Here is a 22,289-nt window from a genome sequence, read left to right on the forward strand (position 1 = left end):
CCAGCGCGCTACCGCACGCTGGAGGCTAGCGAGACGCGGGTTGTCTCGCCAAGCGGAGAGCGAGGAGCGCAGCGAGGGTCCCGCGAGGAACGAGCGGGACGACGGCAGTCGCAGCCCGGCAGCCCGCTACTGCAGGCAGCCCGGACCGTCTGCCGGAACCCGGCGCGGTCGAGCCGGCTGGGGCTTTCTAGACGTTACTGTCTAGAGCAGCAGGCTCAACAGCAGTTACAGAAGCACAGCCTGACAGAAAAACAAAACTTTCTCGGTGCTCCGATCAGTATCGGTCGTGTCGTCGCTGCAGGTCCCGGGAGCATCGGTCGGATCGACGGCCGCTCCGCTGTTCACGAGGCGGCGACCCATCACGGTAGCGAGAGGCGCCCCTCGATGCCGCCCTCGCCGCAAACGGAACCAACTAAGCGGCTCGCGCACGAGGTGCCGGTATGAATCGTCTTCTCCGACGCCCGGGTCCGGACCCTGGGGGTCGCCGAACTGCACGCGCTCGGAGCGCTCCGCTCCGGTCGCATCTCCGCTCTCTACGGGGGGCTTTCCACGCGTGACCGACGAGGAACTCGCCAAGGACCTCGGTCCGCTCGCGGCCCTCACTATCGGCATCGGGACGATGATCGGCGCCGGTATCTTCGTGCTGCCCGGAACCGCGGTCGCGCGGGCCGGCCCGCTCGCGGCCGCCACCTTCGTCATCGGCGGCGTCATCGCGCTGTTCACCGCGCTGTCGGCCTCGGAACTCGGCACCGCGATGCCGAAGTCCGGCGGCGCGTACTTCTACGTCAACCGGGCGCTCGGACCGCTGTTCGGGTCGATAACCGGCTGGGCCAACTGGCTCGGGCTGGCGTTCGCCTCCGCGTTCTACATGTACGGGTTCGGCGAGTACGTCAACACGCTCGTCGGGCTCGGCCCCGTCTCGCTCGGTCCGGTCTCCCTGGAGGCCGCGCAGGTGATCGGCCTGTTCGGCGCGCTGCTTTTCATCGGGGTCAACTACTTCGGCGCCAAGGAGACCGGCGGGCTCCAGAACGCCATCGTCCTCCTCCTGCTGGCGATCCTCGGCCTGTTCACCGTCGTCGGACTGTTCAACGCGGACCTCGACTCGCTGCGGCCGATCGCACCCCCGGGGGCGACCGCCGAGGTCCTCCCCGTCACCGCGGTCGTCTTCGTCTCGTACCTGGGGTTCGTCCAGATCACCTCGGTCGCCGAGGAGATCCAGGACCCCGGGCGGAACCTCCCGCGTGCGGTCATCGGCTCCGTCGTCATCGTCACCGTCGTCTACGCGCTGTTCCTCCTGGTCCTGCTCGCGGCGGTCCCCAACGAGCTGGTGGCGAACAACGACACCGCGGTCGTCGAGGCCGCGCGGCTGCTGTTCGGTCAGTACGAGCTCCTCGGGTACTCGCTCGGGGCCGTCGGGGCCTCGCTGCTGCTGATCGGGGGGCTGTTGGCGACCGCCTCCTCCGCGAACGCCTCGATCCTCTCCTCCTCGCGGATCAACTTCGCGATGGGCCGTGACAAGATCGTCACGCCGAAACTCAACGAGATCCATCCCCGCTTCGGGACCCCGTACAAGTCCATCGCGCTGACCGGCGGCCTGATCATCCTGTTCCTGCTCGCGGGCGGGCTCGAACTGCTCGCGACCGCGGGGTCGGTGCTTCACCTCATCGTCTACGGCCTGCTCAACATCGCGCTCATCGTGATGCGCGAGGCGGAGCCGGAGGGGTACGACCCCGACTTCGAGGTGCCGCTGTATCCGATCGTCCCGCTGATCGGGACGATCTCCTCGTTCGCGCTGATCGCCTACATCGAGCCGCTGGTCATCTTGCTGTCCGCGGGGCTCGTCGCGTTCGCCGCGCTGTGGTACCTGCTGTACGCGCGCCGGAGCGTCGAACACGCCGGCGTGCTGGCCGACTGGGTGCTCGACCGCTCCGAGGAGCTTCCCGACGCCGCCGTCTCCGCGGCCACCAGCGTCCAGCCGGACGCGACCGGCTACCGCGTGATGGTGCCGCTGTCGAACCCCAAGACGGAGGAGCACCTCATCTCGCTTGCGGCCGCGATCGCCAACCAGAACGACGGCACCGTGGTCGCGGTGAACATCGCCAACGTCCCGGACCAGACGTCGCTCGAGGCGGCCCGCGAGCGCGGCGCCCACGACGCGGCCCACGACCTGCTCGAGAGCGCGAAAGCCGACGCCGAGACGTTCGGCGTGGACGTGGAGACGCACGTCGTGCTCTCACACCGCACCTTCGAGGAGGTGTTCGACGCCGCCCGCCGGTTCGGCGCGGACATGACAGTGATGGGCTGGGGGCCGGACGCCCACGGTTCGCCCGGCCGCGCGGAGTCGGCCATCGACGAGCTGGCGCACTCGCTGCCGTGCGACTTCCTCGTGTTCAAGGACCGCGGCTTCGACCCCTCGCGGATCCTGGTGCCGACCGCGGGCGGTCCGGACTCCGACCTCTCGGCGGCCGTCGCCCGCATGCTTCGCGCGGAGTTCGGCTCCGAGGTGACCCTGCTGCACGTCGCGGACGACCGCGACGCCGGCGAGCGGTTCCTCACGGAGTGGGCCGCCGACCACGGGCTCGCCGACGCCGCGACGCGCGTCGAGTCCGGCGACGTGGAACGGCGCATCGAGGAGGCCGCGGCCGAGGCCACGATGCTCGTCATCGGTGCGACCGAGAAGGGCCTGCTCTCGCGGCTGGTCCGCGGCTCGCTCGTGTTGAGCGTGCTCGACGACGTGGAGTGCTCCGTGCTGCTGGCCGAGAAGCGCCACGACCGCGGCCTCCGAGACCGGCTGTTCGGCTCCGGCGCCCGATCGAAGGCGACCGACTGGGACGGCGACGACCCGGCCGATGCGGACGAGGCGAGCGATACCGCGCCGGGAGACGACCACGCGGACGCCGACTGATCCCCGCGCGGCGCGCGAACCCCCGTACTTTTCACGGATAGCGGGGAACCCGAGTCCATGAACGCCGAGGACGCCGGCGGGGGCGACGAGGAACGGCTCCCGGGGGAACCGGTGGCTGTCGACCCGCTCGCGGACGCGGGCGGTCTCGCGAGCGGGCTCCCCTCGGTCGCGTCGGTCGAGGTCAGGTGTCCGGCGGACGCCGAGCCACCCGAACGCATCTCCTCGATCCTCGTCGCGGTCGGCAGCGGCCCGCACGCGGTCGCGACCGTCGACCTCGCACGGGCGCTGGCCGAGGAGACGGACGCGTGGCTCGAACTGTTCCACGTCGCGGCCGACGGCGTCGACGGCGAGGCGCTGCTCGACGACGCGGCCGGGCGGCTGGGCGAGTTCGAGCGCGTCGACCGCTGGCTGGTCGACGAGGGGACGCCGGCGTCCGCCATCGTCGAGCAGTCGTCCTACTACGACGCGGTCGTGCTCGGGTCCTCCACGCGGGGTCGGGTCGAGCGGTTCGTTCTCGGTTCGACGACCGCCACGGTGGCCGACCGCGCCGACTGTCCGGTGGTCGTCGTCTCGGGAGACGGCGCGGGGACGCTGTAGCCGCGTCGGCGGGCCGTCATGACCGGCGGGTCGTCACGACGCTACTCCGGGTATCCGTCGACGATCTCGACGCCGGAGGAGGCGCCGATCCGCTCGGCGCCCGCCTCCAGCATCGCCATCGCCGCCTCGTAGGAGCCGACGCCGCCGGAGGCCTTGACGGGGAGGTACTCGCTCATCAGCTCCACGTCCGCGACCGCGGCGCCGCCGTCCGCGAAGCCGGTCGAGGTCTTGACCATGTCGGCGTCGGCCTCGACGGCGGCCTCGCAGGCGCGGTGCTTCTCCTCGTCGGTCAACAGGGCGGTCTCGATGATCACCTTCACCGGAACCGGGACCGCGGCGACGACCTCCGCGAGGTCGGCGGCGACGGCGTCGTCCTCGCCGGCCTTCAACCGACCGACGTTGATCACGAGGTCGATCTCGTCGGCGCCGTCGTCCCACGCGTTGACCGCCTCGTCGTGTTTCGACTCGGTGCTGTGTTGGCCGTGTGGAAACCCCACCACGGTCGCGAGCGTCACGTCGTCGTAGGCCGGATCCGCGGCGGCCTCCGCGACGTAACAGGGCGGGATGCAGGCGTTCATCCCGTGGGCGGCGGCCTCGTCGAGGACGGTGCACACGTCGCCCCAGGTCGTCTCGGGGCCGAGGACGGTGTGGTCGATGCTGGCGGCGAACTCCGCGCGGTTCATACCCGGCAGTCGCGGGCCCGCCTCAAAAGCGGTGCGGGGCCGGCGCGTCGACGCCCCGCGGTCGGCCGCGCTCGTACCGGTCCGGTCACGGCGGGTTTCGCGCCGGCCCGGCTACGGCGGGTTCCGCGCCGGCCCGGTTGCGGCGGGTCCGCGTCGGCCGCTTTTTACCCCGTCCCGTTCAACTGACGCCCATGACCCGATTCGACGCCGCCGAGGAGGCGGAGCGGCGAAAGCTCTACGCGGAGGCCGTGACCGCACACAGAAAGCGGTCCAGTCCGGTGACGACGATCGACGTCGACCCCGACAGCGACACCACGGAGACCGACGGGGAGTTTCCCCCGTGGATACAGGTGGCGGGCACGGAAGTCGTGATGGACTGCACCGACGCCGAACTGGAGCGGTTGAAGGATCTGCTGGGGGAGTACCCGGAGTTCCGCATCGAGGAACTGGAGAGCCCGGAGGAGGCGGAGGGGACGAACGCGGTGGTCTCGGCGCGATCGGACGCGAACCGGATCGCGGACTTCGCGGAGCGCGCGTTCCGCGAGGTGTACGAACTGGAGTCGGACTACCGCGCGTGGGTCACCGCGGTCTGAGCCGGCTCTTTTTTGAACGCGGCGTCGGACCGCCGCTCCTCCGACCGCGGGGTCAGACCGCCGACCGCGTCCGCGCGCGAGAGAGCATCGCGGCCGCGACCGCGACCGCGGCCACGGCGACTCCGACGACGCCCCAGTCGCCGACGACGCGCCCCGCACCGAGCGCGTTCAGCAGCGTGAACGCGAGGAAAACCGGCAGCAGCGTCCCGATCAGGTAGCGCCACGGCACCGCCAGCGCCGCGGCGATCGGTCCCGCGCCCGCGCGCAACTCCGCGACCGCCTCGTCGCCGAGCGTCCATCCGGCGAACAGCAGGAACGCGAGGAGCCCGAGCGCGAGCAGGTTGTCGACCACCGGCCCGGCGACGAACTCGAACAGCGCGGGGCGAAGCGCGTTCGCCGTGCCCGTGACGGCGATCAGCGCGCCGGTGCCGGCGACCGCGCGCTTCCGCGGGACCTCGAACTCGTCGACGAGGAACGCGACCGGGATCTCGAGGATGCTGATCGACGAGGAGAGTGCCGCCAGAAGCACCACGCCGAAGAACGCGGCGGCGACGAGTGTGCCGAACGGGAGCGCGGTGAACGCGCCCGCGAGGCTCACGAACAGGGCGCCGGGGCCGCCCGTGCCGGGGTCGACCTCCAGCGCGAACAGGAGCGGGAAGACGACCAGCCCCGCCAGCACGCCGACGGCGGTGTTGAGCGCGGCGATGGTCGTCGCGTCGACCGCGAGCGACCGGTCCTCCCCGACGTAGGAGGCGTAGACGAGCATCGTCCCCGCCCCGACCGAGAGCGTGAACAGCGCCTGCCCCGCGGCCGGCAGCAGGAGGTCGAGCGCGTTCGTGCGGAGCGTCCCGAGGTCGAACCCGAGCAGGAACGCGAACCCGGCGGCGGCGCCCTCCTGCGTGCCGGCCCACGCCGCCAGTGCGACCAGCAGGACGACGATCGCGGGCATCATCACCTTCGTCGCGACCTCGATGCCGCGCCGGACGCCCGCGGCGACGACGACGCCCGTGATCGCGAGGAACGCGAGGTGGAACGCGACCGCGGACGGACCGTAGGAGATCGCCGCGAAGTGCGCGCCCGGTTCGGCCGCGTACGGTGCCGCGCCCGCCAGCCCCGCGAGGCTCTCGAGGAAGTACCGGAGGATCCACCCGCCCACGACGCTGTAAAAGGAGAGCAGCACCGTCGCGGCGAGCACCGCGATCCCGCCCGCGGCGCCCCACGCCCGCGACCCGGAGAGGTCCCGGAGCGCGCCCACGGGGTTCCGGTTCGCGCGCCGTCCGATCACGAACTCCGCGAGGAGGCCGGGGACGCCGACGAGGAGCACGACGCCGAGATACACCGCCAGAAACGCGCTCCCGCCGTTCTCGGCGGTCATCCAGGGGAACCGCCAGACGTTTCCGAGCCCCACGGCGCTGCCCACCGCCGCGAGGATGAAGCCGACTCGCGTCGCCCACGTTTCGCGTGTCATTACCCGTCACAGCGGATCCGCACTCAAAAGCGTAACTACCTGACGATCCCTCAACTCCGCGGCACCTACGTTTTTGAGTCGGTTTGCGGCCGATATGTTCTCGAATCTATCGCCGATCGCGGCGAGACGGTGTTGGATCGTCGTTTATGTCAGTCAGATTTCTGTATCGGTCGACCAGCGCCCGTTGCGGTCGGATCTCGACTACCCCCGACACCGTGTGGTCGCTAGTCGGGGGTACCCGTCGCCCTTTCTGATTCGGAAAATTATTTTCCAGATTCGGGGGATTTGCAGGGGTGAATGCGTAACCATTAACCTCGGCAGTCCCCACTCTACACACACGAGGCACGAGACTACACATGGCAACTCTCGAAATCAACGATCTCCACGCACGAGTGGCTGAGGAGGACGGCGAACGGATCCTGCGCGGTGTTGACCTTCGGGTCGAATCCGGCGAGATCCACGCGCTGATGGGCCCGAACGGCTCGGGCAAGTCGACGACCGCGAAGGTCATCGCGGGCCATCCGGCCTACGAGGTGACCGACGGCGAGATCCTCCTCCACCTCGACGAGGCGGACGTGGCCGACATCGACGAGGACATCGACGAGGAGGACTACACCTGGAACCTCCTCGAGCTGGAGCCCAACGAGCGCGCCGCGCTCGGCATCTTCCTCGGCTTCCAGTACCCCGCGGAGATCGAGGGCGTCACGATGACGAACTTCCTCCGGCAGGCGATCAACGCCAAACACGAGGAGCGCGAGGAGCTCTTCGAGGACGAGGAGCCGGAGGCCGACGCCGACGAGGACGAGGACGCCGGCTACGACTCCTCACCAATGGAGGGCCCCACGGACGAGGGCGAGATCGGCGTCGCGGAGTTCCAGCAGCTGCTCTCCGAGAAGATGGAGCTGCTCGACATGGACGAGAAGTTCATGCAGCGGTACCTCAACGCCGGCTTCTCCGGCGGCGAGAAGAAGCAGAACGAGGTGCTGCAGGCCGCGATGTTAGAGCCGGCCGTCGCCGTGCTCGACGAGATCGACTCCGGGCTGGACATCGACCGCCTGCAGGACGTGGCGAAGGGGATCAACGCGCTCCGCGACGAGCAGGGCACGGGCGTCCTCCAGATCACCCACTACCAGCGCATCCTGGACTACGTCGAGCCCGACCACGTCCACATCATGCTGGACGGCGAGGTCGTCAAGAGCGGCGACGCCGAGCTCGCTGAGCAGCTCGAGGACAAGGGCTACGACTGGGTCCGCGAGGAAGTCTACGAGGCGGCGTAACTACTCGTGATTACACACCAGTATAATGTCCACGCGAACGTAATCAACACACAATGAGTTCCGAAGACCACATCAAAGAGACCGACACCGAGGCTCGCTTCGAGTTCAAGAAGGAGCAGAAGTCGGCGTTCCAGACGGAGAAGGGCCTCACCGAGGAGACCATTCGGCTCATCTCCGAGGACAAGGACGAGCCGGAGTGGATGCTCGAGCGGCGCCTCCGCGCGCTCGAACAGTTCAAGGCGATGCCGATGCCGACCGACTGGCCCGGCCAGCCGGACCTCTCCGAGGTCGACATCGACGAGATCATTCCGTACATCCGCCCCGACATCGAGACGCGCGGCGGCGCGGACAACTGGGAGGACCTCCCCGAGGAGATCCAGGACACCTTCGACAAGCTCGGCATCCCCGAGGCCGAGAAGAAGGCGCTCTCCGGCGTCGGCGCGCAGTACGAGTCGGAGATCGTCTACCAGAACATGCAGGAGCAGTGGGAGGAGAAGGGCGTCATCTTCTGTGACATGGACAAGGCGGTCCAGGAGCACGAGGAGATCGTCAAGGAGCACTTCATGACGAAGTGCGTCCCCCCGAGCGACAACAAGTTCGCGGCGCTCCACGGCGCCATCTGGTCCGGCGGCTCGTTCGTGTACGTCCCCGAGGACGTCACGGTCAACATGCCGGTCCAGGCGTACTTCCGGATGAACTCCGAGGGGATGGGCCAGTTCGAGCACACGCTCATCATCGCCGAGGAGGGCTCCGAGATGCACTACATCGAGGGCTGCTCGGCGCCGAAGTACTCGGCGTTCAACCTCCACTCCGGCGGCGTCGAGGTGTTCGTCGGCGAGGACGCGCACGTCCAGTACTCGACCGTGCAGAACTGGTCGAAGAACACGTACAACCTCAACACGAAGCGCGCCATCGTCGAGGAGAACGGCCGCATGGAGTGGATCTCGGGCTCGATGGGCTCGAAGGCCACCATGCTGTACCCCTCCACGATCCTGAAGGGCCGCGGCGCCTCCGACAACCACATCACCATCGCCATGGCCGGCGAGGGACAGGACATCGACACCGGCGCGAAGGTGTACCACAACGCGCCCGAGACGAAGTCGACCATCGAGTCGAAGTCCATCGCGAAGGACGGCGGCCGCACCAACTACCGCGGCCTCGTCCACATCGCGGACGGCGCCGAGGACTCCTCGACCGCCGTCGAGTGTGACGCGCTGATGTTCGACAACGAGTCGACCTCCGACACCATGCCGTACATGGAGATCAACGAGTCGAAGGTCGACGTCGCCCACGAGGCGACCGTCGGGAAGATCGGCGACGAGGACATCTTCTACCTCCAGTCGCGCGGACTGGACGACGACGACGCCAAGCAGATGATCGTCTCCGGGTTCATCGAGCCGATCACGGAGGAGCTGCCCATCGAGTACGCCGTCGAGCTGAACCGGCTCGTCGAGCTGGAGATGGAGGGGAGCCTGGGATAATGTCCGTGCAGGTACCCGCCAGCATCTCGGCCGAGACGGTCGAGCGCATCGCCGAGGAGCGGGACGAGCCCGAGTGGCTCCTGGAGACGCGCCTCGCGGCGCTGTCGGCGCTCGACGATCTGGACCTCCCGGACGTCATCCAGACGCCGGGCAACCGCTGGACCGACCTGGAGTCGCTCGACTTCGAGTCGCTGGTCGACCCGCTCAACCAGGCGGACACGACCGAGCGCTCCGAGGACACCGACGCGGTCGTCCTCCCGTTCACGGAGGCGCTCGAGGAGTACGGCGACCTGATCGAGGCGAACTTCGGCTCCGTACTGGACCCGCAGGAGAACTACCTCACGGCGCTGTCGGTCGCGCTGTTCACGACCGGCACGTTCGTCTACGTCCCGGAGGGCGTCGACGCCGAGGACGTGACCGTCCGCGCGGAGATGAACTCCCGCTCGCTGTTCAGCCAGACGCTCGTCGTCACCGAGGAGTCGTCCTCGGTCACGATCCTCGAGGGGATCGAGACGGGCGACGCCGTCGAGGGCGAGCGCTACTTCTCGAACCTCGTGGAGGTCGCGGCCGGCGAGAACTCCCACGTGCAGTTCGGGTCGCTCCAGAACCTCGACGAGGAGACGTACACGTACGCGCTCAAGCGCGGCGACGCCGACACCTACGCCACCGTCAACTGGATCGAGGGCAACCTCGGCTCCCGGCTGACGCGGTCGGACATCGAGACCGACCTCAACGGCGACGGCTCCGAGAGCCAGATCGTCGGCGCGTTCTTCGGCCACGAGGACCAGCACTTCGACATCAACGCCCGCGTCTGGCACCAGGCCGAGAACACGACCGCGGACCTCGTGACGCGCGGCGTCCTCGACGACGAGGCGCGCTCCGTCTACGAGGGCGTCCAGGACGTGGGGGAGGACGCGTGGAACACCTCCTCCTACCAGCGCGAGAACACGCTGATGCTCTCGGACGACGCCGAGGCGGACGCGTCGCCGAAGCTCATCATCCACAACCACGACACCGAGGCCTCCCACTCGGCCACGGTGGGGCAGGTCGACGCGGAGGACCTCTTCTACATGGAGAGCCGCTCCATCGACCCGATCACCGCGCGCAACATGCTCGTGGAGGGCTTCTTCGTCCCCGTCCTCGAGGAGATCGCGGTCGACGAGTTCCGCGAGGACCTCGAAGCGCTCGTCGCCGAGCGCCTGCGCTGAACGTCCCCGCCCGCCGTTCGCTCTCGACTTTTTAACGCCGCCCCACCGCCGAGGGAACCCCTTAAGTCGGCGTCGCCCCGACGCACGTGTATGCGACCGGGAGCAACGACCCGAGGTGACCGCCGCCGATGAGCGTCGGCAGCCGGATCACCTCCGACGACCAGCTCGCGCGCCTCCTCCAGATCGGCATCGTGCTGGAGGAGGTCGTCGAGGCGCGGGCGTATCACCACTATCGGAGCCTCGACGAGGAGCTGGACGCCGAGATCGAGGAGCTGCTCGAGGAGGCGGCCACCGAGTCCGCCGAGCACCGCGAGCGGCTGGAGGACCTCATCGCCGACCTCGACGTCGAGAGCGTCCCCTTCGAAGAGATCGAGACGCTCGTCGAGGCCCGGTACGGCCGCACGCAGCCCGACGACTTCGACGGCGTCCTCTACGACCAGCTCTGTAACGAGGAGACGGCCTACAAGTTCTACGACGACCTCATCGAGGCGGTCGAGGACACCGAGGCGGAGCTGTCCGTCGACCGCGAGGCGGTCCTCGACGTGCTCCGGGCGATCCGCGCCGACGAGGCCGCGGGCGTCGAGGAGGTCGCGCGGATCATGGAGGACCGGTAACATGATGTCGACGGGCGGGGAATCGGCTATCGACCGGCGGGCGACGACGGGAGGCGACACGTGAACACCGCAGACCAGTACCTCAAGGCGATCTACCTCATCCAGAAACAGGCGGACGGCCCGGCCTCGACCGGCGCGATAGCGGACGCGGTCGACGTGAGTCCGGCGAGCGCCAACGAGATGATCGGCAAACTCGAGGAGCGGGGGCTCGCCGACCACGAGAAGTACAAGGGGGTGACGCTCACCGACGACGGCATCGTCCGCGCCCGCGACGCGCTCCAGACCTACTGCATCATCGAGCGCTTCCTCGCGAACGTCCTCGGCGTCGAGGAGTTCCGCGAGGAGGCGGGCGAGCTGGAGGCCGTCATCGACGACACCGTTGCCGACCGCCTCGACACGATCATCGACCGCGAGCCCGAGTGTCCCGACTGCTTCGACGCGGAGGCCGACGCCTGTGCGTGTCTGGAGGCGGCCTTTGAGGGGACGGCGTCGGACTGACCGAAACCGCAACCGTTTGGTAGGACCGCCGTTTAGAAATTGATGCCCAGTCTCGTGGTGTAGTGGCCAATCATATGGGCCTTTGGAGCCCATGACGGCGGTTCGAATCCGCCCGAGACTACTTATATTTCGTACATAAATTCCGACCGCGAAGTCGCGCTTACCCTTCGCCTACCCCTCGCCCACCATCCGGTCCTCCTCGGCCCACTCACGCTCGCGGAGCTCGTACTTCTGGACCTTGCCGGTCGCGGTCGTGGGGAGGGACTCGACGAACTCCACCTCGCCCGGCGTCTTGTAGTTCGCCACGCGCTCCTTCACGAACGCGCGGAGGTCCTCGGCGGAGACGCCGGGGTCGTTCGAGTCGCCGGAGTCGGGGACGACGAACGCTTTTGGGGTCTCGCCCCACTTGTCGCTCGGCGCGGGGATGACGGCGACGTCCGCGACCGCGGGGTGTTCGAAGACGGCGTCCTCCAGCTCGATGGAGGAGATGTTCTCGCCGCCGGAGATGATGATGTCCTTCTTGCGGTCCTGGATCGAGATGAAGCCGTCCTCGTCGACGACCGCCAGGTCGCCCATGTGGTAGTAGTCCTCCGCGCGCTCCGAGAACGCCTCTTCGGTGGCCTCGGGCTTGTTCCAGTAGCGGTCCATCACCTGGTTGCCGCGGACGACGACCTCGCCGACCGTGGAGCCGTCGGGGGGCACGTCGTCGCCGTCCTCGTCGACGACCCGGATCTCGGTGCCGAGGTAGCCGATCCCCTGCGTCTTCTTCACCGCGAAGCGGTCCTCGGAGTCGTCGGCGAAGTGGCGGCGAGCGTCCGAGGTTGTGATCAGGGGGCCGGTCTCGGTGGCGCCGTAGACGTGTTTGAGGTACCAGCCGAACTCCTCCTCGATGGTGCGGATCGTCGCCTCGGGCGGGGCCGCGCCCGCGGTCGCGACGCGCACGTCGTTGGCGCCGGTCGTCGCCCCGCCGTGTTCGTCGTGGTACTCGCCCAGCGAGTTGAGGACGGTCGGCGCGGCACAGAAGTAGGAGACGTCCTCCTCGCGAATCCGGTCGAACACCTCGCCGGCGTCGACGCCCCGGGCGCAGACGTGTCGGGCGCCCGCCCCCGTGATCGCGTAGATGTGGCCCCAGCCGTTGACGTGGAACATCGGGAGCGTCCACAGGTAGACGTCGTCGTCGGCGATCTCCTGGTGGACGCTGATCAGGTACGCGTGGAGCGTCTCCGCGCGGTGGGTCCGACAGACGCCCTTCGGGTCGCCGGTGGTACCGGAGGTGTAGTTGATCGTGATCACCTCGTCTTCGTGCATCTCCGGGCGCTCGGCGGCGTCGGGGTCCGCCTCGGCCAGCACCGCCTCGGCGTCCTCCCACTCCCCCTCGACCGCGTCCGGGTCGTCCGTAATGAACGTCTCCACAGGCACCTCCTCGCGGACCGCCTGCACCTTCCCCGCGTACTCGTGGTCCGCGTACACGGCCGTGACGCCCGCGTCAGCGAGGATGTACGCGTAGTCGTCGGGGGTCAGCCGGTAGTTCAGGGGGGTGTGGACCGCGCCGGTCTCCATGATCCCGTAGGCGGCTTCGAGGTGGTAATGCGTGTTCGGGTCCAACACCGCGACGCGGTCGCCTTTCTCGACGCCGCGCGCCTGGAGCGCGGCCGCGAACCTGTCGGCGCGCTCGGCCAGTTCCTCGTAGGTGTACCGCGTCCCGTCCGTCGCCAGCACCGCCTCCTCGTCCGCGTAGTGGCGCCGCGCCCGGTCGAGGAAGTCGGTCACGAGCAGTGGCTTGTGCATCGTCCGTCCGTATCCTTCATGATTAATAGCGATTGTGCTCGGCGCAAGGGCGGCGTCCGCGGGCCGTGGCGTGGCCGCGGGAGAGCCGCCGTCCCCGCCGGTCTCGCGGACGGCGTCGGAAAACCCTAAGCCCGTGGCCCCCTCGGCTTTCACCATGCAACCCCTCTCCGTGCTGGGGCCGGATGCCGCGACGCTCGTCGACGCGCTCGCGGCGCGACTCGAGGGCCGGATCGCCGTCGTCGAGCACGCGGCCGTCGAGGCGGACGGACGGTCGTCGAGCGCGACGAGGGCCTCGCTCGCCCCCGACGGGACGTGGACCGCGACCGGCACCGAGTCGGACTTCACCGACGTGCTCGACCGATTCGCGCCGGACCACGACTACCTGCTCGCGACCGGTTTCTCGCGGCTCCGCGTGCCGACGGTCCTGATCGGCGACGACCGCGACCCCACGGGCGTGCCCGGTGACGTGGTGGCGACGCCGGACGCGGTCGCCGACGTCGACCTGGAGGCGCTCATCGCGACGCTCGAGGATGCCGAACCGTGGATCACGCTGGAGGCGCTCGTCGAGCGCGCGACCGCCCATCCGGACGCGGAGTTCTCGGGCGCGGTCGCCACGTTCACGGGGCGCGTACGGGGGAGAGAGGACCCCGACGACGACCGGACGACGCACCTCGCCTTCGAGAAGTACGAGGGCGTCGCCGCCGAGCGCATGGCCGCCATCGCGGCCGACCTCGAGGACCGCGACGGCGTCTTTCGCGTGCTGATGCACCACCGGACCGGCGTCATCGAAGACGGGGAAGACATCGTCTTCGTCGTCGTGCTCGCGGGCCACCGCGAGGAGGCGTTCCGCGCGGTCGAGGACGGGATCGACCGCCTGAAGGACACCGTCCCCATCTTCAAAAAGGAGACCACGGAGGCGGAACAGTTCTGGGTCCACCGGCAGGAGTGACCCTCGACCGCCGCCGCGCGCCCGGTCTCCCAGGCGATCATGGGGAGAAAATTTCCGGAAATGGTGGGTCTTCTCGGAGAATTTGGCCGCCAATCCGCGGAGGTTCTCGATACGTTCTAACCGTCTCAAAAAGACGCATGAATGTTCTTGAGGGTTCTAAAAGAGTCGTGAAAGGTCCCTTCACCTCGTTTTACGTCGGCGGAACGATAAAAGCGACCGAACGTCCCCTAACGTTGCTCCGTTTATAACACCCTGCGGGGGTAAGCGTGGGGTACGTCATGAGCGCAACCGCCAATCCCTCCACGGACGCAGGCACGACCGAGACCGCGAGCAAGGAGGAGCGGCTCAAGGAGTACCTGCTCGAGCGGGCGCAGGACGGCGAGATGTACTTCAAGGGGAAGTTCATCTCCGAGGACGTCGACCTCTCTCCGAAGGAGATCGGCGCCCTGATGGTGAAGCTCCGCGACTCCGCGACGGAGCTCACCGTCGAGAAGTGGTCCTACACCGGCGCGACCACCTGGCGCGTCGAGCCCGCGTAGCGAGCGCGCTCGGTCCTCGGTCCCCGGCAGCGCCCTCCCCGCCCTTCCGGACTTTCTCGCCTCGACCGCACCGCCCCTCCGAAAGCGTCGATCAGTGACGCGTTCTCGACCGTTCGCGCCCGGAGCGCCGCCGGCGCGGGGTTTATTGGCGGCCGAACCCAGGCTTCGGTGATGGCAGACAGCCAGGAGGGCGCGCCGGCGTCAGGGGCGGTTCCCCTGCCGGAGTCGCTCCGTACGTTCTTCCGGGTGGACGACGTGCGGCACGACGGCGACCGGATCCGGTACGTTGGGGAGTCGCTGCTCCCGGAGCGCGCGCTCCTCCGCGAAGTGGCGCCCGCGTTTCACGAGGCGGGCTACGAGGTGGACTTCCGGTCGACTGCGGAGGCCGACGTGCTGGTCGCCCACCCGCACGGCAGCGGCCGCGAGGGGATCCCGTGGCTCAACGCCGTCATGCTGCTCGCGACGGTCGCGAGCACGCTGTTCGTCGGCGCCTACGGCTGGTACTACGTCCCGCTGTCGACGCTGACCGAGGACCCCCTCACGCTGCTCCGCGCGTGGCCGTTCACGGCCGCAGTGCTGGGCGTCCTCCTCACCCACGAGCTGGGCCACTACGCGGCCGGTCGCTACCACGGCGTGGACGTGTCGCTTCCCTACGTGATCCCCTTCGTCTTCCCCTTCGGGACGCTGGGGGCGGTGATCCGGATGCGGGGGCGGATGCCGTCCCGGAAGGCGCTGTTCGACATCGGCGTGGCCGGTCCCGTGGCTGGCCTCGTCGCGACGGTCCTCGTCACCGCGATCGGCCTCTCGCTCGACCCGATAGCGGTTCCCGACCACGTGCTCCGCGAGTCCTCACGGATGATCGTGTTCAACAACCCGCCGTTGCTGTCGTGGATCGCGGCCGTGCTCGGTCGAGACGCCGGCGCGTCGGTCCATCCGGTCGTGATCGGCGGGTGGGTCGGGATGTTCTTCACCCTCCTGAACCTCCTTCCGGTCGGACAGCTCGACGGCGGCCACATGACCCGGGCCATGCTCGGCGAGCGGCAGGAGACGCTGGCCTCGCTCGTCCCCGGCGCACTGTTCGCCATCGCGGGCTACCTCTACTGGGTGCTCGACAAGGGACTGCAGGAATCGGTCGGCCTGTGGGCCTTCTGGGGCCTCTTTGCGCTGTTCATCGCGTTCAACGGCCCCGCGACCCCCGTCGACGAGTCGGAGCTCGGTTGGCCGCGGCTGGCGGTCGGAATCGCCACCTTCGCGGTCGGCGCGACCTGCTTCCTCCTCGTCCCCGTCGAAGTGGTCGGATAAATACGTGAAGACGGCCGAACGGCGCGGTACGGCCCGAAAAGCCGTTTACGACAGCTTCTCGATGTTGTCGACGACCGCCTCGGCGAACTCGGAGGTGGCGAGCTTCTCGCCGCCCTCGATCTGGCGGTGGAGGTCGTAGGTGACCTTGCCGGAGGAGATGGTCTCCTCGACGGCGTCGCGGACCAGGTCCGCGGCGTCGGACCAGCCGAGGTAGTCGAGCATCTCGCGGCCGGAGAGGATCATCGCGGTCGGGTTGACCTTGTCCTCGCCGGCGTACTTGGGCGCGGAGCCGTGGACGGGCTCGGCGAGCGCGCGGCCGTGACCGTAGTTGACGCCGGGCGCGATGCCGAGGCCGCCGATCTGGGCGCCGGCGGCGTCGGACATGTAGTCGCCGTTGAGGTTCATCGTCGCGATGACGGAGTAGTCGCTCGTCCGCGTCAGGAGCTGCTGGAGCATGTTGTCGGCGATGCGGTCCTTGACGACCACGCTGTCGTCGGGCTGCTCGCCGTCGTACTCGTCCCACAGCTCGTCTTCGGTGATGAGCTCGTCGCCGTACTCCTCCTCGGCCAGCTCGTAGCCCCAGTCGCGGAACTGCGCCTCGGTGAACTTCATGATGTTGCCCTTGTGGACGAGCGTCACCGAGTCGCGGTCGTTCGCGAGCGCGTAGTCGTACGCCTCGCGGATGAGCCGCTTGGAGGCGTACTCGGAGATGGGCTTGACGCCGATGCCGACGGGGCCGTCGTGGATGACGTCGGCCACGTCCATCTCGTCTTCGAGGAAGTCGCGGACCTGCTCGACGTCGTCGGTGCCGGCCTCCCACTCGATGCCGGCGTAGACGTCCTCCGTGTTCTCACGGAAGGTGATCATGTCCATCTCCTCGGGGTTCTTCACCGGGGACGGGACGCCGTCGAGGTGGTAGGTCGGGCGGACGTTCGCGTACAGGTCGAGCGTCTGGCGGAGCGCGACGTTGAGCGAACGGAAGCCGGAGCCGACCGGCGTCGTCATCGGGCCCTTGATCGCGACGCGGAACTCGCGGATGGCGTCGACGGTGTCGTCGGGGAGGTTCTCGTCGTACTTCTCGCGGGCGCTCTCGCCGCCGTACACGCGCATCCACGCGATGGAGCGGCCGGTCGCCTCCGCGGCGGCGTCGAGCACCTTCTGGGCGGCGGGACCGACGTCGGTCCCGATACCGTCACCGTGGAGGATCGGGATGATCGGGTTCGCCGGCACGTCCAGCTCGCCCGTCTCCTCGTCGGCGAGCGTGATCGCCTCGCCCTCTTCGGGCACGTCGACCTTGTCGTAGCTCATGAACGTTCGTGGCTTCTTGGAGCGCCCTAAAGTGCCTGCCGCTTTCGCTCCCGACCGCGAAGACTGCCGCAAACGGACGCGTGCGTCGAGTTCCTCACTCGCCTCGCCGCGCTTCCAACAGCCGGAAGCCCGCGGTCGCGTAGCCCGCCAGCGCGATCACCATGTACGTCCCGCGGTCGAAGACGTAGCCGATCCGCTCGGTGTCCTCGTCCGCGTCCGGGCCCATGTCCGCGTAGGTCCAGTAGTGCTGCTCGCCCGTCGACCCCCGGCTATGGTCGCTCCCGACCGCGGTCCCGCCGTCGGCGGTGCGCTCGAACTCGATGAACGTCTGCTCGAACCCGCGCTGGTCGGAGACGAGCAGGTGTCCCGAGAGGTCGATGAACTCGTCGTGGACGGGCCACAGCAGGTTCGCGCCGTTGAAGAAGGCGTCCAGCAGCACCGCGGCGACGATCCAGCCGCCGAAGAGACTCACCCACGCGAGCCGCCAGCCTCCCGCCCCCCACCGGGCCAGGATCCGGGAGTCGGTCCCGCGCCGTACGTCGACCCACGCCGCGACGAGCAGCGCGGACGGCACCAGCAGGTTGTGGAGCACGGCGCGGTGGCCGCCGTCGATCAGCCACAGCCCGATGAACGTGTCCAGGTCCGGGACGACCGCGGCGCCGACCACGACCGCCAGCGCGCGAGCGTCGAAGTCGTCCGTCAGCAGCGCCGCCGCGAGCAGCGCCGCGAACCCGGCGTGGATCAGCGTCGAAGGCATATTCGATGGTAGTCGTTCACAGGGATAGCGCTTCCGCGGGCCGGGCGGTCCGCGTTCCCTTTGTTCCCGAGCCGACCGAGCCGACGTGGGGTTCAGACGGTGATCTCGAACCGGGTCCCGTTCAGCGCGTCGGCGTCCGCGACCTCGATCCGCCAGCCGTGCGCGTCGACGATCCCCGAAACGCTCACCATGCCCATCCCCGTTCCGTCCGCCTTCGTCGTGAACCCGGCCTCGAACACCGCGTCGCGGTTCTCGGGTCGGATCCCCGGACCGTCGTCCTCGACGTAGAACCCGCCGTCGGTGCGCCCGACGCGGACGGTCACGGCCCCCTCGGAGTGTTCGACCGCGTTCGAGAAGAGGTTCTGGAGGAGCCGCCGCGTCGCGTCCGGATCGGCGGTGATGTCGAACTGGTCTACCACCCGGAGATCGGACCCGTCCGCGGCGTCGACGCGCGCCCACGCGTCCTCCGCGAGTCGCCCCAGACCCACTCGCCGAGTCTCGCTCACGACCTCCCGGCTCCGGAGCGTGTCGGCCAGGTCCTCGCGGAGGTCGTCGAGCCGTTCGATCGAGTCGCGGGCCCGCTTCACGTGTTCGACCTCCCCGGTCTCGACCGCCAGTTCGAGCCATCCGCGAACCGTTTCGACCGGTGTTCGCAGGTCGTGTGAGACGATGCTCGCCAGTTCGTCGAACCGTTCGTTCTGTCGTTCGAGCCGACGTTCGCGCTCCTTTCGGTCCGTGATCTCCTCCTGAAAGCCGACGTAGTTCGTCACCGTGCCGTCCTCGTCACGGAGCGGCGCGATCGAGACGCGGTTCCAGAAGCGGTCGCCGTTCTTCCGGTAGTTCCGAAGTTCGACGGATACCGGCTCGTCTTCGTCGATCGCTTCCCGCATCCGGGTGACGGGTTCCTCCCGCGTCTCCGGCCCCTGCAGGAACCGGCAGTTCCGACCCCGGATCTCCGCCTCGTCGTACCCGGTGATCTCTTCGAAGCGATCGTTGACGTAGCGGATCGGCTGTCCCTCGTCGGCGTTCCCCGTTATCACGATCCCGACCGGTGCCTCTCCTATCGCCTGATCACGGAGCTCCAGTTCCCGACGCACCTTACAGGCGTGGATCGCGTGGGCGATGTCGGCGGCGAGCTCCGCGAGGAGGGCCTGCTCCGCCTCGTCGAACAGCTGCTCGCGACCGGCGTAGACGACGAGGACCCCGAACACGGTCCCGTCGTACTCGAGCGGCACCGCGGCGACCGACCGAAAGCCGCGCTCGAGGGCCGCCTCGCGCCACGGATCGAAGAGGGGGTCGCTCTCGACGCGCTGCGAGGCGGCGACCCGGTTCTCCTGTACGGCGACCGCGGCGGGGCCGGGCTGGTCGGGGCCCTCTCCGGCCGGAACGGACACCTCCTCGAGGTAGCCGTCGGCCGTCCCCGCCTCGGCCCGCGGCGTGACGCGGTCGCTCTCCGGGTCGACTTCGCCGACCCATGCGAACCGGTACGGCTCCGCGTCGGCGACGATCCGGCAGACTGCCGTCTCGATCTCGTCGCGCGAGGACGCCTGGACGAGCGCTCGATTGATCCGCCCGCCGAGCCGTCGCAACCGTTCGAGGTTCTCGGCGCGAAGCGAGGACCGGCGCCGCTCGACCGCGTTCTGGACGCGGTTCGCCAGGATGGCGTACTGCTCCGTCCCGCCGCCCTTCTGGAGGTAATCCGTCGCCCCCGCCGAGATGGCCTCGCTAGCGACCTCCTCGCTCCCCTTCCCCGTGAAGAGAATGAACGGGAGGTTCGGATACCGGTCCCGGACCGTCTCGAGGAGTTCGATGCCGTTTCGCCCGGGCATGTCGTAGTCGCTCACGACGCAGTCCGGTCGCTTCTCGGACAACTGTTCGAGGGCTTCTTCCGCGTTTCTGGCGGAGGCGACGGTTATCCGGTCGCTCTCCCGTTCGAGATAGCTGGCGACCAGATCGCCGAAGTTCGGATCGTCCTCGACGTGGAGCACTCGGATTGGGTCTGGCATGCTGTCGGCAGTCCGCTGTTCTTTCGACTGTCGTCGTCTCCCTCACATAAATTACGGTATGGTTCGCTCACCGGAGGCGGGAGCGATCGCTCGATGGCGACGGTACCCCCCGACCGCATCCTCGACCGCTTCCCCGACCGCTTCCCCGACCGCTTCCCCGAGGCTTAACCCCGTCCCCCGAATCCTCCCGCGTATGCGAGTCATCGTTCACGGCGGCGCGGGCGGCAGTCCGGACGAGCCGGAGCCCAGGCAGGCAGTTCTCGACGAGGCGGCGGCGACCGGGACCGAGGCCGCGAGCCCGCTCGACGCGGTGGAGGCGGCGGTCCGGGTGTTGGAGACGAACCCGCGGTTCAACGCGGGCGTCGGCGGCGCGGTCCAGTCGGACGGCGTCGTGCGAACGGACGCCGGCCTGATGACCTCGGACCGCGCGGTCGGCGCGGTCTGCTCGATGCCGGGCGTCGAGCACGCCGTCTCCGCGGCGCGCGTCGTCCTCGAGGAGACGCCGCACGTGTTCGTCTCCGGGGAGCACGCGGTCGACCTCGCGGCGGAGTTCGGCGTCGAGACCGGCGTGGACCTGCTGACCGCCGAGAAGCGCGAGCGGTTCGCCGAGGAGAACCCGCCGGGGGGCGGCCCGCGCGAGCACCTCGACTGGCTGCACGAGCGGTTCGGGTCCGAGAGCGATCAGGCCGGCGGAAGCGGCGGGGACGGAGCGGGCGCCGCCGACCGCGCCAGCGGGGGGCGCGACGAGCGCGAGGCGCCCGACCACGACACCGTCGGCGCGGTCGCGTTCAACGGCGAGACGTTCGCGGCCGCCACCTCGACGGGCGGGCGCTCGTTCGCGCTCGCGGGCCGGGTGGGGGACGTGCCGCAGGTCGGCTCCGGGTTCTTCTGTTCGCCCGCGGGCGGCGCCAGCGCGACCGGCGCGGGTGAGGACATCGCGCGCGTCACGCTCTCGCGGCGCGCGGTGCGGTATCTGGAGGACGGGCTGAGCGCCCAGCGGGCCGCCGACCGCGCGCTTGCCGAGTTCGGCGAGATGACCGGTTCCGGCGCCGGGATCATCGTCGCGGACGACGCGGGCGCCGGGAGCGCGTTCAACACCGACGGAATGCAGACGAGCGTCGCGGCCGACTTCTGAACGCGAGCGTCGGTCCCGCGCCGCGGTCCGGAGCGCGTGAAGTCGGTCACGGCTCCGTGGCCGCGTCGTCCGGGTCGTTGGCGTCGCCCGCGTCCGAGGACGGCGGCGCGTTCGACGACCGCGAGAACGCCTCGTGCTCGCGGGCGTCGGCGAGCCGCTGGTGGCCGTCGGCGACCGCTTCGACCGCCGCGAGCAGCCGGTAGGCGATGTAGCCGAGTGCGACCAGCGCGACGAACAGTACGCCGGCGAGGATGCGGGCCGTGACGAGGACGCTGTACACCAACACGATGACCGTGAGGGCCGCGAGCGCAGTCCCGAGCGGCGTGCGGAGGGCTTTCGAGAGGGTGAGCGGAGCATACCCCATGTCGCCAGGGATCCGCTGGTACCGACTTAAGCGATGCGGCGGTGCCGAGCGGGGGAGCGGTCAGTCTGCTGGGTCGGCGTCTCGCTCGGCGCGAACGCCCACAGCGAGTCCCGCGACGGCACCGACAGCCACCGCGACTATCGCCACGGTCGCGGTTGACAGGAAGGGCCGCGCCGCGGAGACGGCGTACCGGACCGCGAACAGCGCGAACGCGGCGTAGCTCACCGCGGCGACGCCGGCCAGCACGCCCCGAACCGGGGGTGACGCTACGCGGGAGAGCCGGCGGTGGACGAGTCCGGCCGCTACGGCCCCCGCGACGACGCCCGCAGGGAGTCCGAGAAACAGTGAGAACTCGACGGCCGACGCCGCGAGTTCCGTCACGACGACGGTGGCGACGAGGAACGCGGTCAGGCCGACGCCGAGAACGGTGGCGGTACGCGAGAGGGACATGCGCGTCGCCTCTCCGCCGAGCAGATTAGGGTTTTCGGCGATAGCGGCGGTTTCAGAGCGTACCGCTCTTCGCCGAGATGTCGTCGAGCGACCTCATTAGTGGGGTTTTCTGTCAACTCCCGCGGTGCTGTGCACACGTTTCTGTAGCTGCGGTCGCGGTGCGGATACGGTCGCGGTGCGGATACGGTCGCGGTGCGGATGCGGTCGCGGTGTTGTGGTGGTAGCGGTGCTGTCGCGGTCGCGGTTTCTGTCGAGGTTGTGGAACCGCGGCGGCGCGAGGGCGCGAAGCGCCCGCAGCGCCGACCGCGGCCACTTTTTGATCGACATTTTTCAAGGACGGGTGAGCGCGGCGCCTGCGCCGCGCGAA

General features: G+C 69.1%; 20 protein-coding genes and 1 tRNA gene. 13 read left to right on the plus strand and 8 right to left on the minus strand.

All coding sequences use genetic code 11. From position 1 onward, the window contains the following. Positions 1-553: 553 nt before the first annotated feature. A complete protein-coding gene (locus ACQE3L_RS09295; RefSeq protein ID WP_426963492.1) occupies positions 554-2,905 on the plus strand; it encodes an amino acid permease in 2,352 nt (783 codons plus the stop codon). A 57-nt stretch (positions 2,906-2,962) separates the two neighbouring features. Further along, positions 2,963-3,502 carry a universal stress protein gene (locus tag ACQE3L_RS09300; RefSeq protein ID WP_426963493.1) on the plus strand — a complete coding sequence of 180 codons (540 nt, stop codon included), beginning with the start codon at positions 2,963-2,965 and terminating at the stop codon, positions 3,500-3,502. Positions 3,503-3,543: 41 nt separating this feature from the next. Here ACQE3L_RS09300 and deoC read toward each other — a convergent pair whose 3' ends face one another. Then, complete coding sequence (gene deoC, locus ACQE3L_RS09305) at positions 3,544-4,185, minus strand: deoxyribose-phosphate aldolase (RefSeq protein WP_426963494.1); 642 nt, start codon at positions 4,183-4,185, stop codon at positions 3,544-3,546. 191 nt (positions 4,186-4,376) lie between these two features. Here deoC and ACQE3L_RS09310 point away from each other — a divergent pair, with 191 nt between their 5' ends. After that, complete coding sequence (locus ACQE3L_RS09310; RefSeq protein ID WP_426963495.1) at positions 4,377-4,778, plus strand: DUF7975 family protein; 402 nt, start codon at positions 4,377-4,379, stop codon at positions 4,776-4,778. A gap of 52 nt (positions 4,779-4,830) precedes the next feature. Here the strand turns inward: ACQE3L_RS09310 and ACQE3L_RS09315 are convergent, their stop codons facing one another. Further along, positions 4,831-6,246: a sodium-dependent transporter gene (locus ACQE3L_RS09315; protein WP_426963496.1), complete on the minus strand. Its 1,416-nt coding sequence runs from the start codon at positions 6,244-6,246 to the stop codon at positions 4,831-4,833. A gap of 356 nt (positions 6,247-6,602) precedes the next feature. Between ACQE3L_RS09315 and ACQE3L_RS09320 the strand changes: the two genes are divergently transcribed. The 6 genes from ACQE3L_RS09320 to ACQE3L_RS09345 all read left to right on the plus strand — a co-directional run bounded on the left by ACQE3L_RS09320 (position 6,603) and on the right by ACQE3L_RS09345 (position 11,445). Further along, a complete protein-coding gene (locus tag ACQE3L_RS09320; protein ID WP_426963497.1) occupies positions 6,603-7,523 on the plus strand; it encodes an ABC transporter ATP-binding protein in 921 nt (306 codons plus the stop codon). A gap of 53 nt (positions 7,524-7,576) precedes the next feature. Then, positions 7,577-9,004 (plus strand): Fe-S cluster assembly protein SufB, encoded by a 1,428-nt coding sequence (sufB, locus tag ACQE3L_RS09325; RefSeq protein WP_426963498.1) that lies wholly within the window; start codon positions 7,577-7,579, stop codon positions 9,002-9,004. Further along, positions 9,004-10,212, plus strand: a complete 1,209-nt coding sequence (gene sufD / locus ACQE3L_RS09330; RefSeq protein WP_426963499.1) for a Fe-S cluster assembly protein SufD — start codon at positions 9,004-9,006, stop codon at positions 10,210-10,212. Before sufB ends, sufD begins: the two co-directional genes overlap by 1 nt. A 128-nt stretch (positions 10,213-10,340) precedes the next feature. Next, a complete protein-coding gene (locus tag ACQE3L_RS09335; RefSeq protein WP_426963500.1) occupies positions 10,341-10,826 on the plus strand; it encodes a ferritin family protein in 486 nt (161 codons plus the stop codon). A gap of 60 nt (positions 10,827-10,886) precedes the next feature. Continuing rightward, entirely contained in the window at positions 10,887-11,324 is a 438-nt protein-coding gene (locus tag ACQE3L_RS09340) for a metal-dependent transcriptional regulator (protein WP_426963502.1), read from the plus strand. Positions 11,325-11,372: 48 nt separating this feature from the next. After that, a tRNA-Gln gene (locus ACQE3L_RS09345) sits at positions 11,373-11,445 on the plus strand. 50 nt (positions 11,446-11,495) lie between these two features. On the opposite strand, the gene ACQE3L_RS09350 is transcribed toward ACQE3L_RS09345, so the two are convergent. Continuing rightward, complete coding sequence (locus ACQE3L_RS09350) at positions 11,496-13,112, minus strand: long-chain-fatty-acid--CoA ligase (RefSeq protein ID WP_426963503.1); 1,617 nt, start codon at positions 13,110-13,112, stop codon at positions 11,496-11,498. Between the two features lie 154 nt (positions 13,113-13,266). Here ACQE3L_RS09350 and ACQE3L_RS09355 point away from each other — a divergent pair, with 154 nt between their 5' ends. From ACQE3L_RS09355 to ACQE3L_RS09365, 3 genes are all read left to right on the plus strand, one after another. Then, on the plus strand, positions 13,267-14,061 hold the full coding sequence (locus ACQE3L_RS09355) for a molybdopterin synthase (protein ID WP_426963504.1): 795 nt from the start codon (positions 13,267-13,269) through the stop codon (positions 14,059-14,061). Between the two features lie 278 nt (positions 14,062-14,339). After that, entirely contained in the window at positions 14,340-14,600 is a 261-nt protein-coding gene (locus tag ACQE3L_RS09360) for a DUF7123 family protein (protein ID WP_058366103.1), read from the plus strand. Between the two features lie 171 nt (positions 14,601-14,771). Continuing rightward, positions 14,772-15,902: a site-2 protease family protein gene (locus ACQE3L_RS09365; protein WP_426963505.1), complete on the plus strand. Its 1,131-nt coding sequence runs from the start codon at positions 14,772-14,774 to the stop codon at positions 15,900-15,902. Between the two features lie 45 nt (positions 15,903-15,947). Here the strand turns inward: ACQE3L_RS09365 and icd are convergent, their stop codons facing one another. The 3 genes from icd to ACQE3L_RS09380 all read right to left on the minus strand — a co-directional run bounded on the left by icd (position 15,948) and on the right by ACQE3L_RS09380 (position 19,973). Next, positions 15,948-17,210: an isocitrate dehydrogenase (NADP(+)) gene (icd, locus tag ACQE3L_RS09370; protein WP_426963506.1), complete on the minus strand. Its 1,263-nt coding sequence runs from the start codon at positions 17,208-17,210 to the stop codon at positions 15,948-15,950. A 94-nt stretch (positions 17,211-17,304) separates the two neighbouring features. Beyond that, positions 17,305-17,967 carry a metal-dependent hydrolase gene (locus tag ACQE3L_RS09375; RefSeq protein WP_426963507.1) on the minus strand — a complete coding sequence of 221 codons (663 nt, stop codon included), beginning with the start codon at positions 17,965-17,967 and terminating at the stop codon, positions 17,305-17,307. 92 nt (positions 17,968-18,059) lie between these two features. Beyond that, positions 18,060-19,973, minus strand: a complete 1,914-nt coding sequence (locus ACQE3L_RS09380; protein ID WP_426963508.1) for a sensor histidine kinase — start codon at positions 19,971-19,973, stop codon at positions 18,060-18,062. A gap of 193 nt (positions 19,974-20,166) precedes the next feature. Here ACQE3L_RS09380 and ACQE3L_RS09385 point away from each other — a divergent pair, with 193 nt between their 5' ends. Further along, positions 20,167-21,108 (plus strand): isoaspartyl peptidase/L-asparaginase, encoded by a 942-nt coding sequence (locus ACQE3L_RS09385; protein WP_426963509.1) that lies wholly within the window; start codon positions 20,167-20,169, stop codon positions 21,106-21,108. A gap of 46 nt (positions 21,109-21,154) precedes the next feature. On the opposite strand, the gene ACQE3L_RS09390 is transcribed toward ACQE3L_RS09385, so the two are convergent. Together ACQE3L_RS09390 and ACQE3L_RS09395 are read right to left on the minus strand one after the other, a co-directional pair. Continuing rightward, on the minus strand, positions 21,155-21,472 hold the full coding sequence (locus ACQE3L_RS09390) for a DUF8066 domain-containing protein (protein WP_426963510.1): 318 nt from the start codon (positions 21,470-21,472) through the stop codon (positions 21,155-21,157). A gap of 60 nt (positions 21,473-21,532) precedes the next feature. Further along, positions 21,533-21,922: a DUF8147 domain-containing protein gene (locus tag ACQE3L_RS09395; RefSeq protein WP_426963511.1), complete on the minus strand. Its 390-nt coding sequence runs from the start codon at positions 21,920-21,922 to the stop codon at positions 21,533-21,535. Positions 21,923-22,289: the final 367 nt, after the last annotated feature.

This window comes from Haloparvum alkalitolerans (assembly GCF_050122995.1).
In the GTDB taxonomy this organism is placed as follows: domain Archaea; phylum Halobacteriota; class Halobacteria; order Halobacteriales; family Haloferacaceae; genus Haloparvum; species Haloparvum alkalitolerans.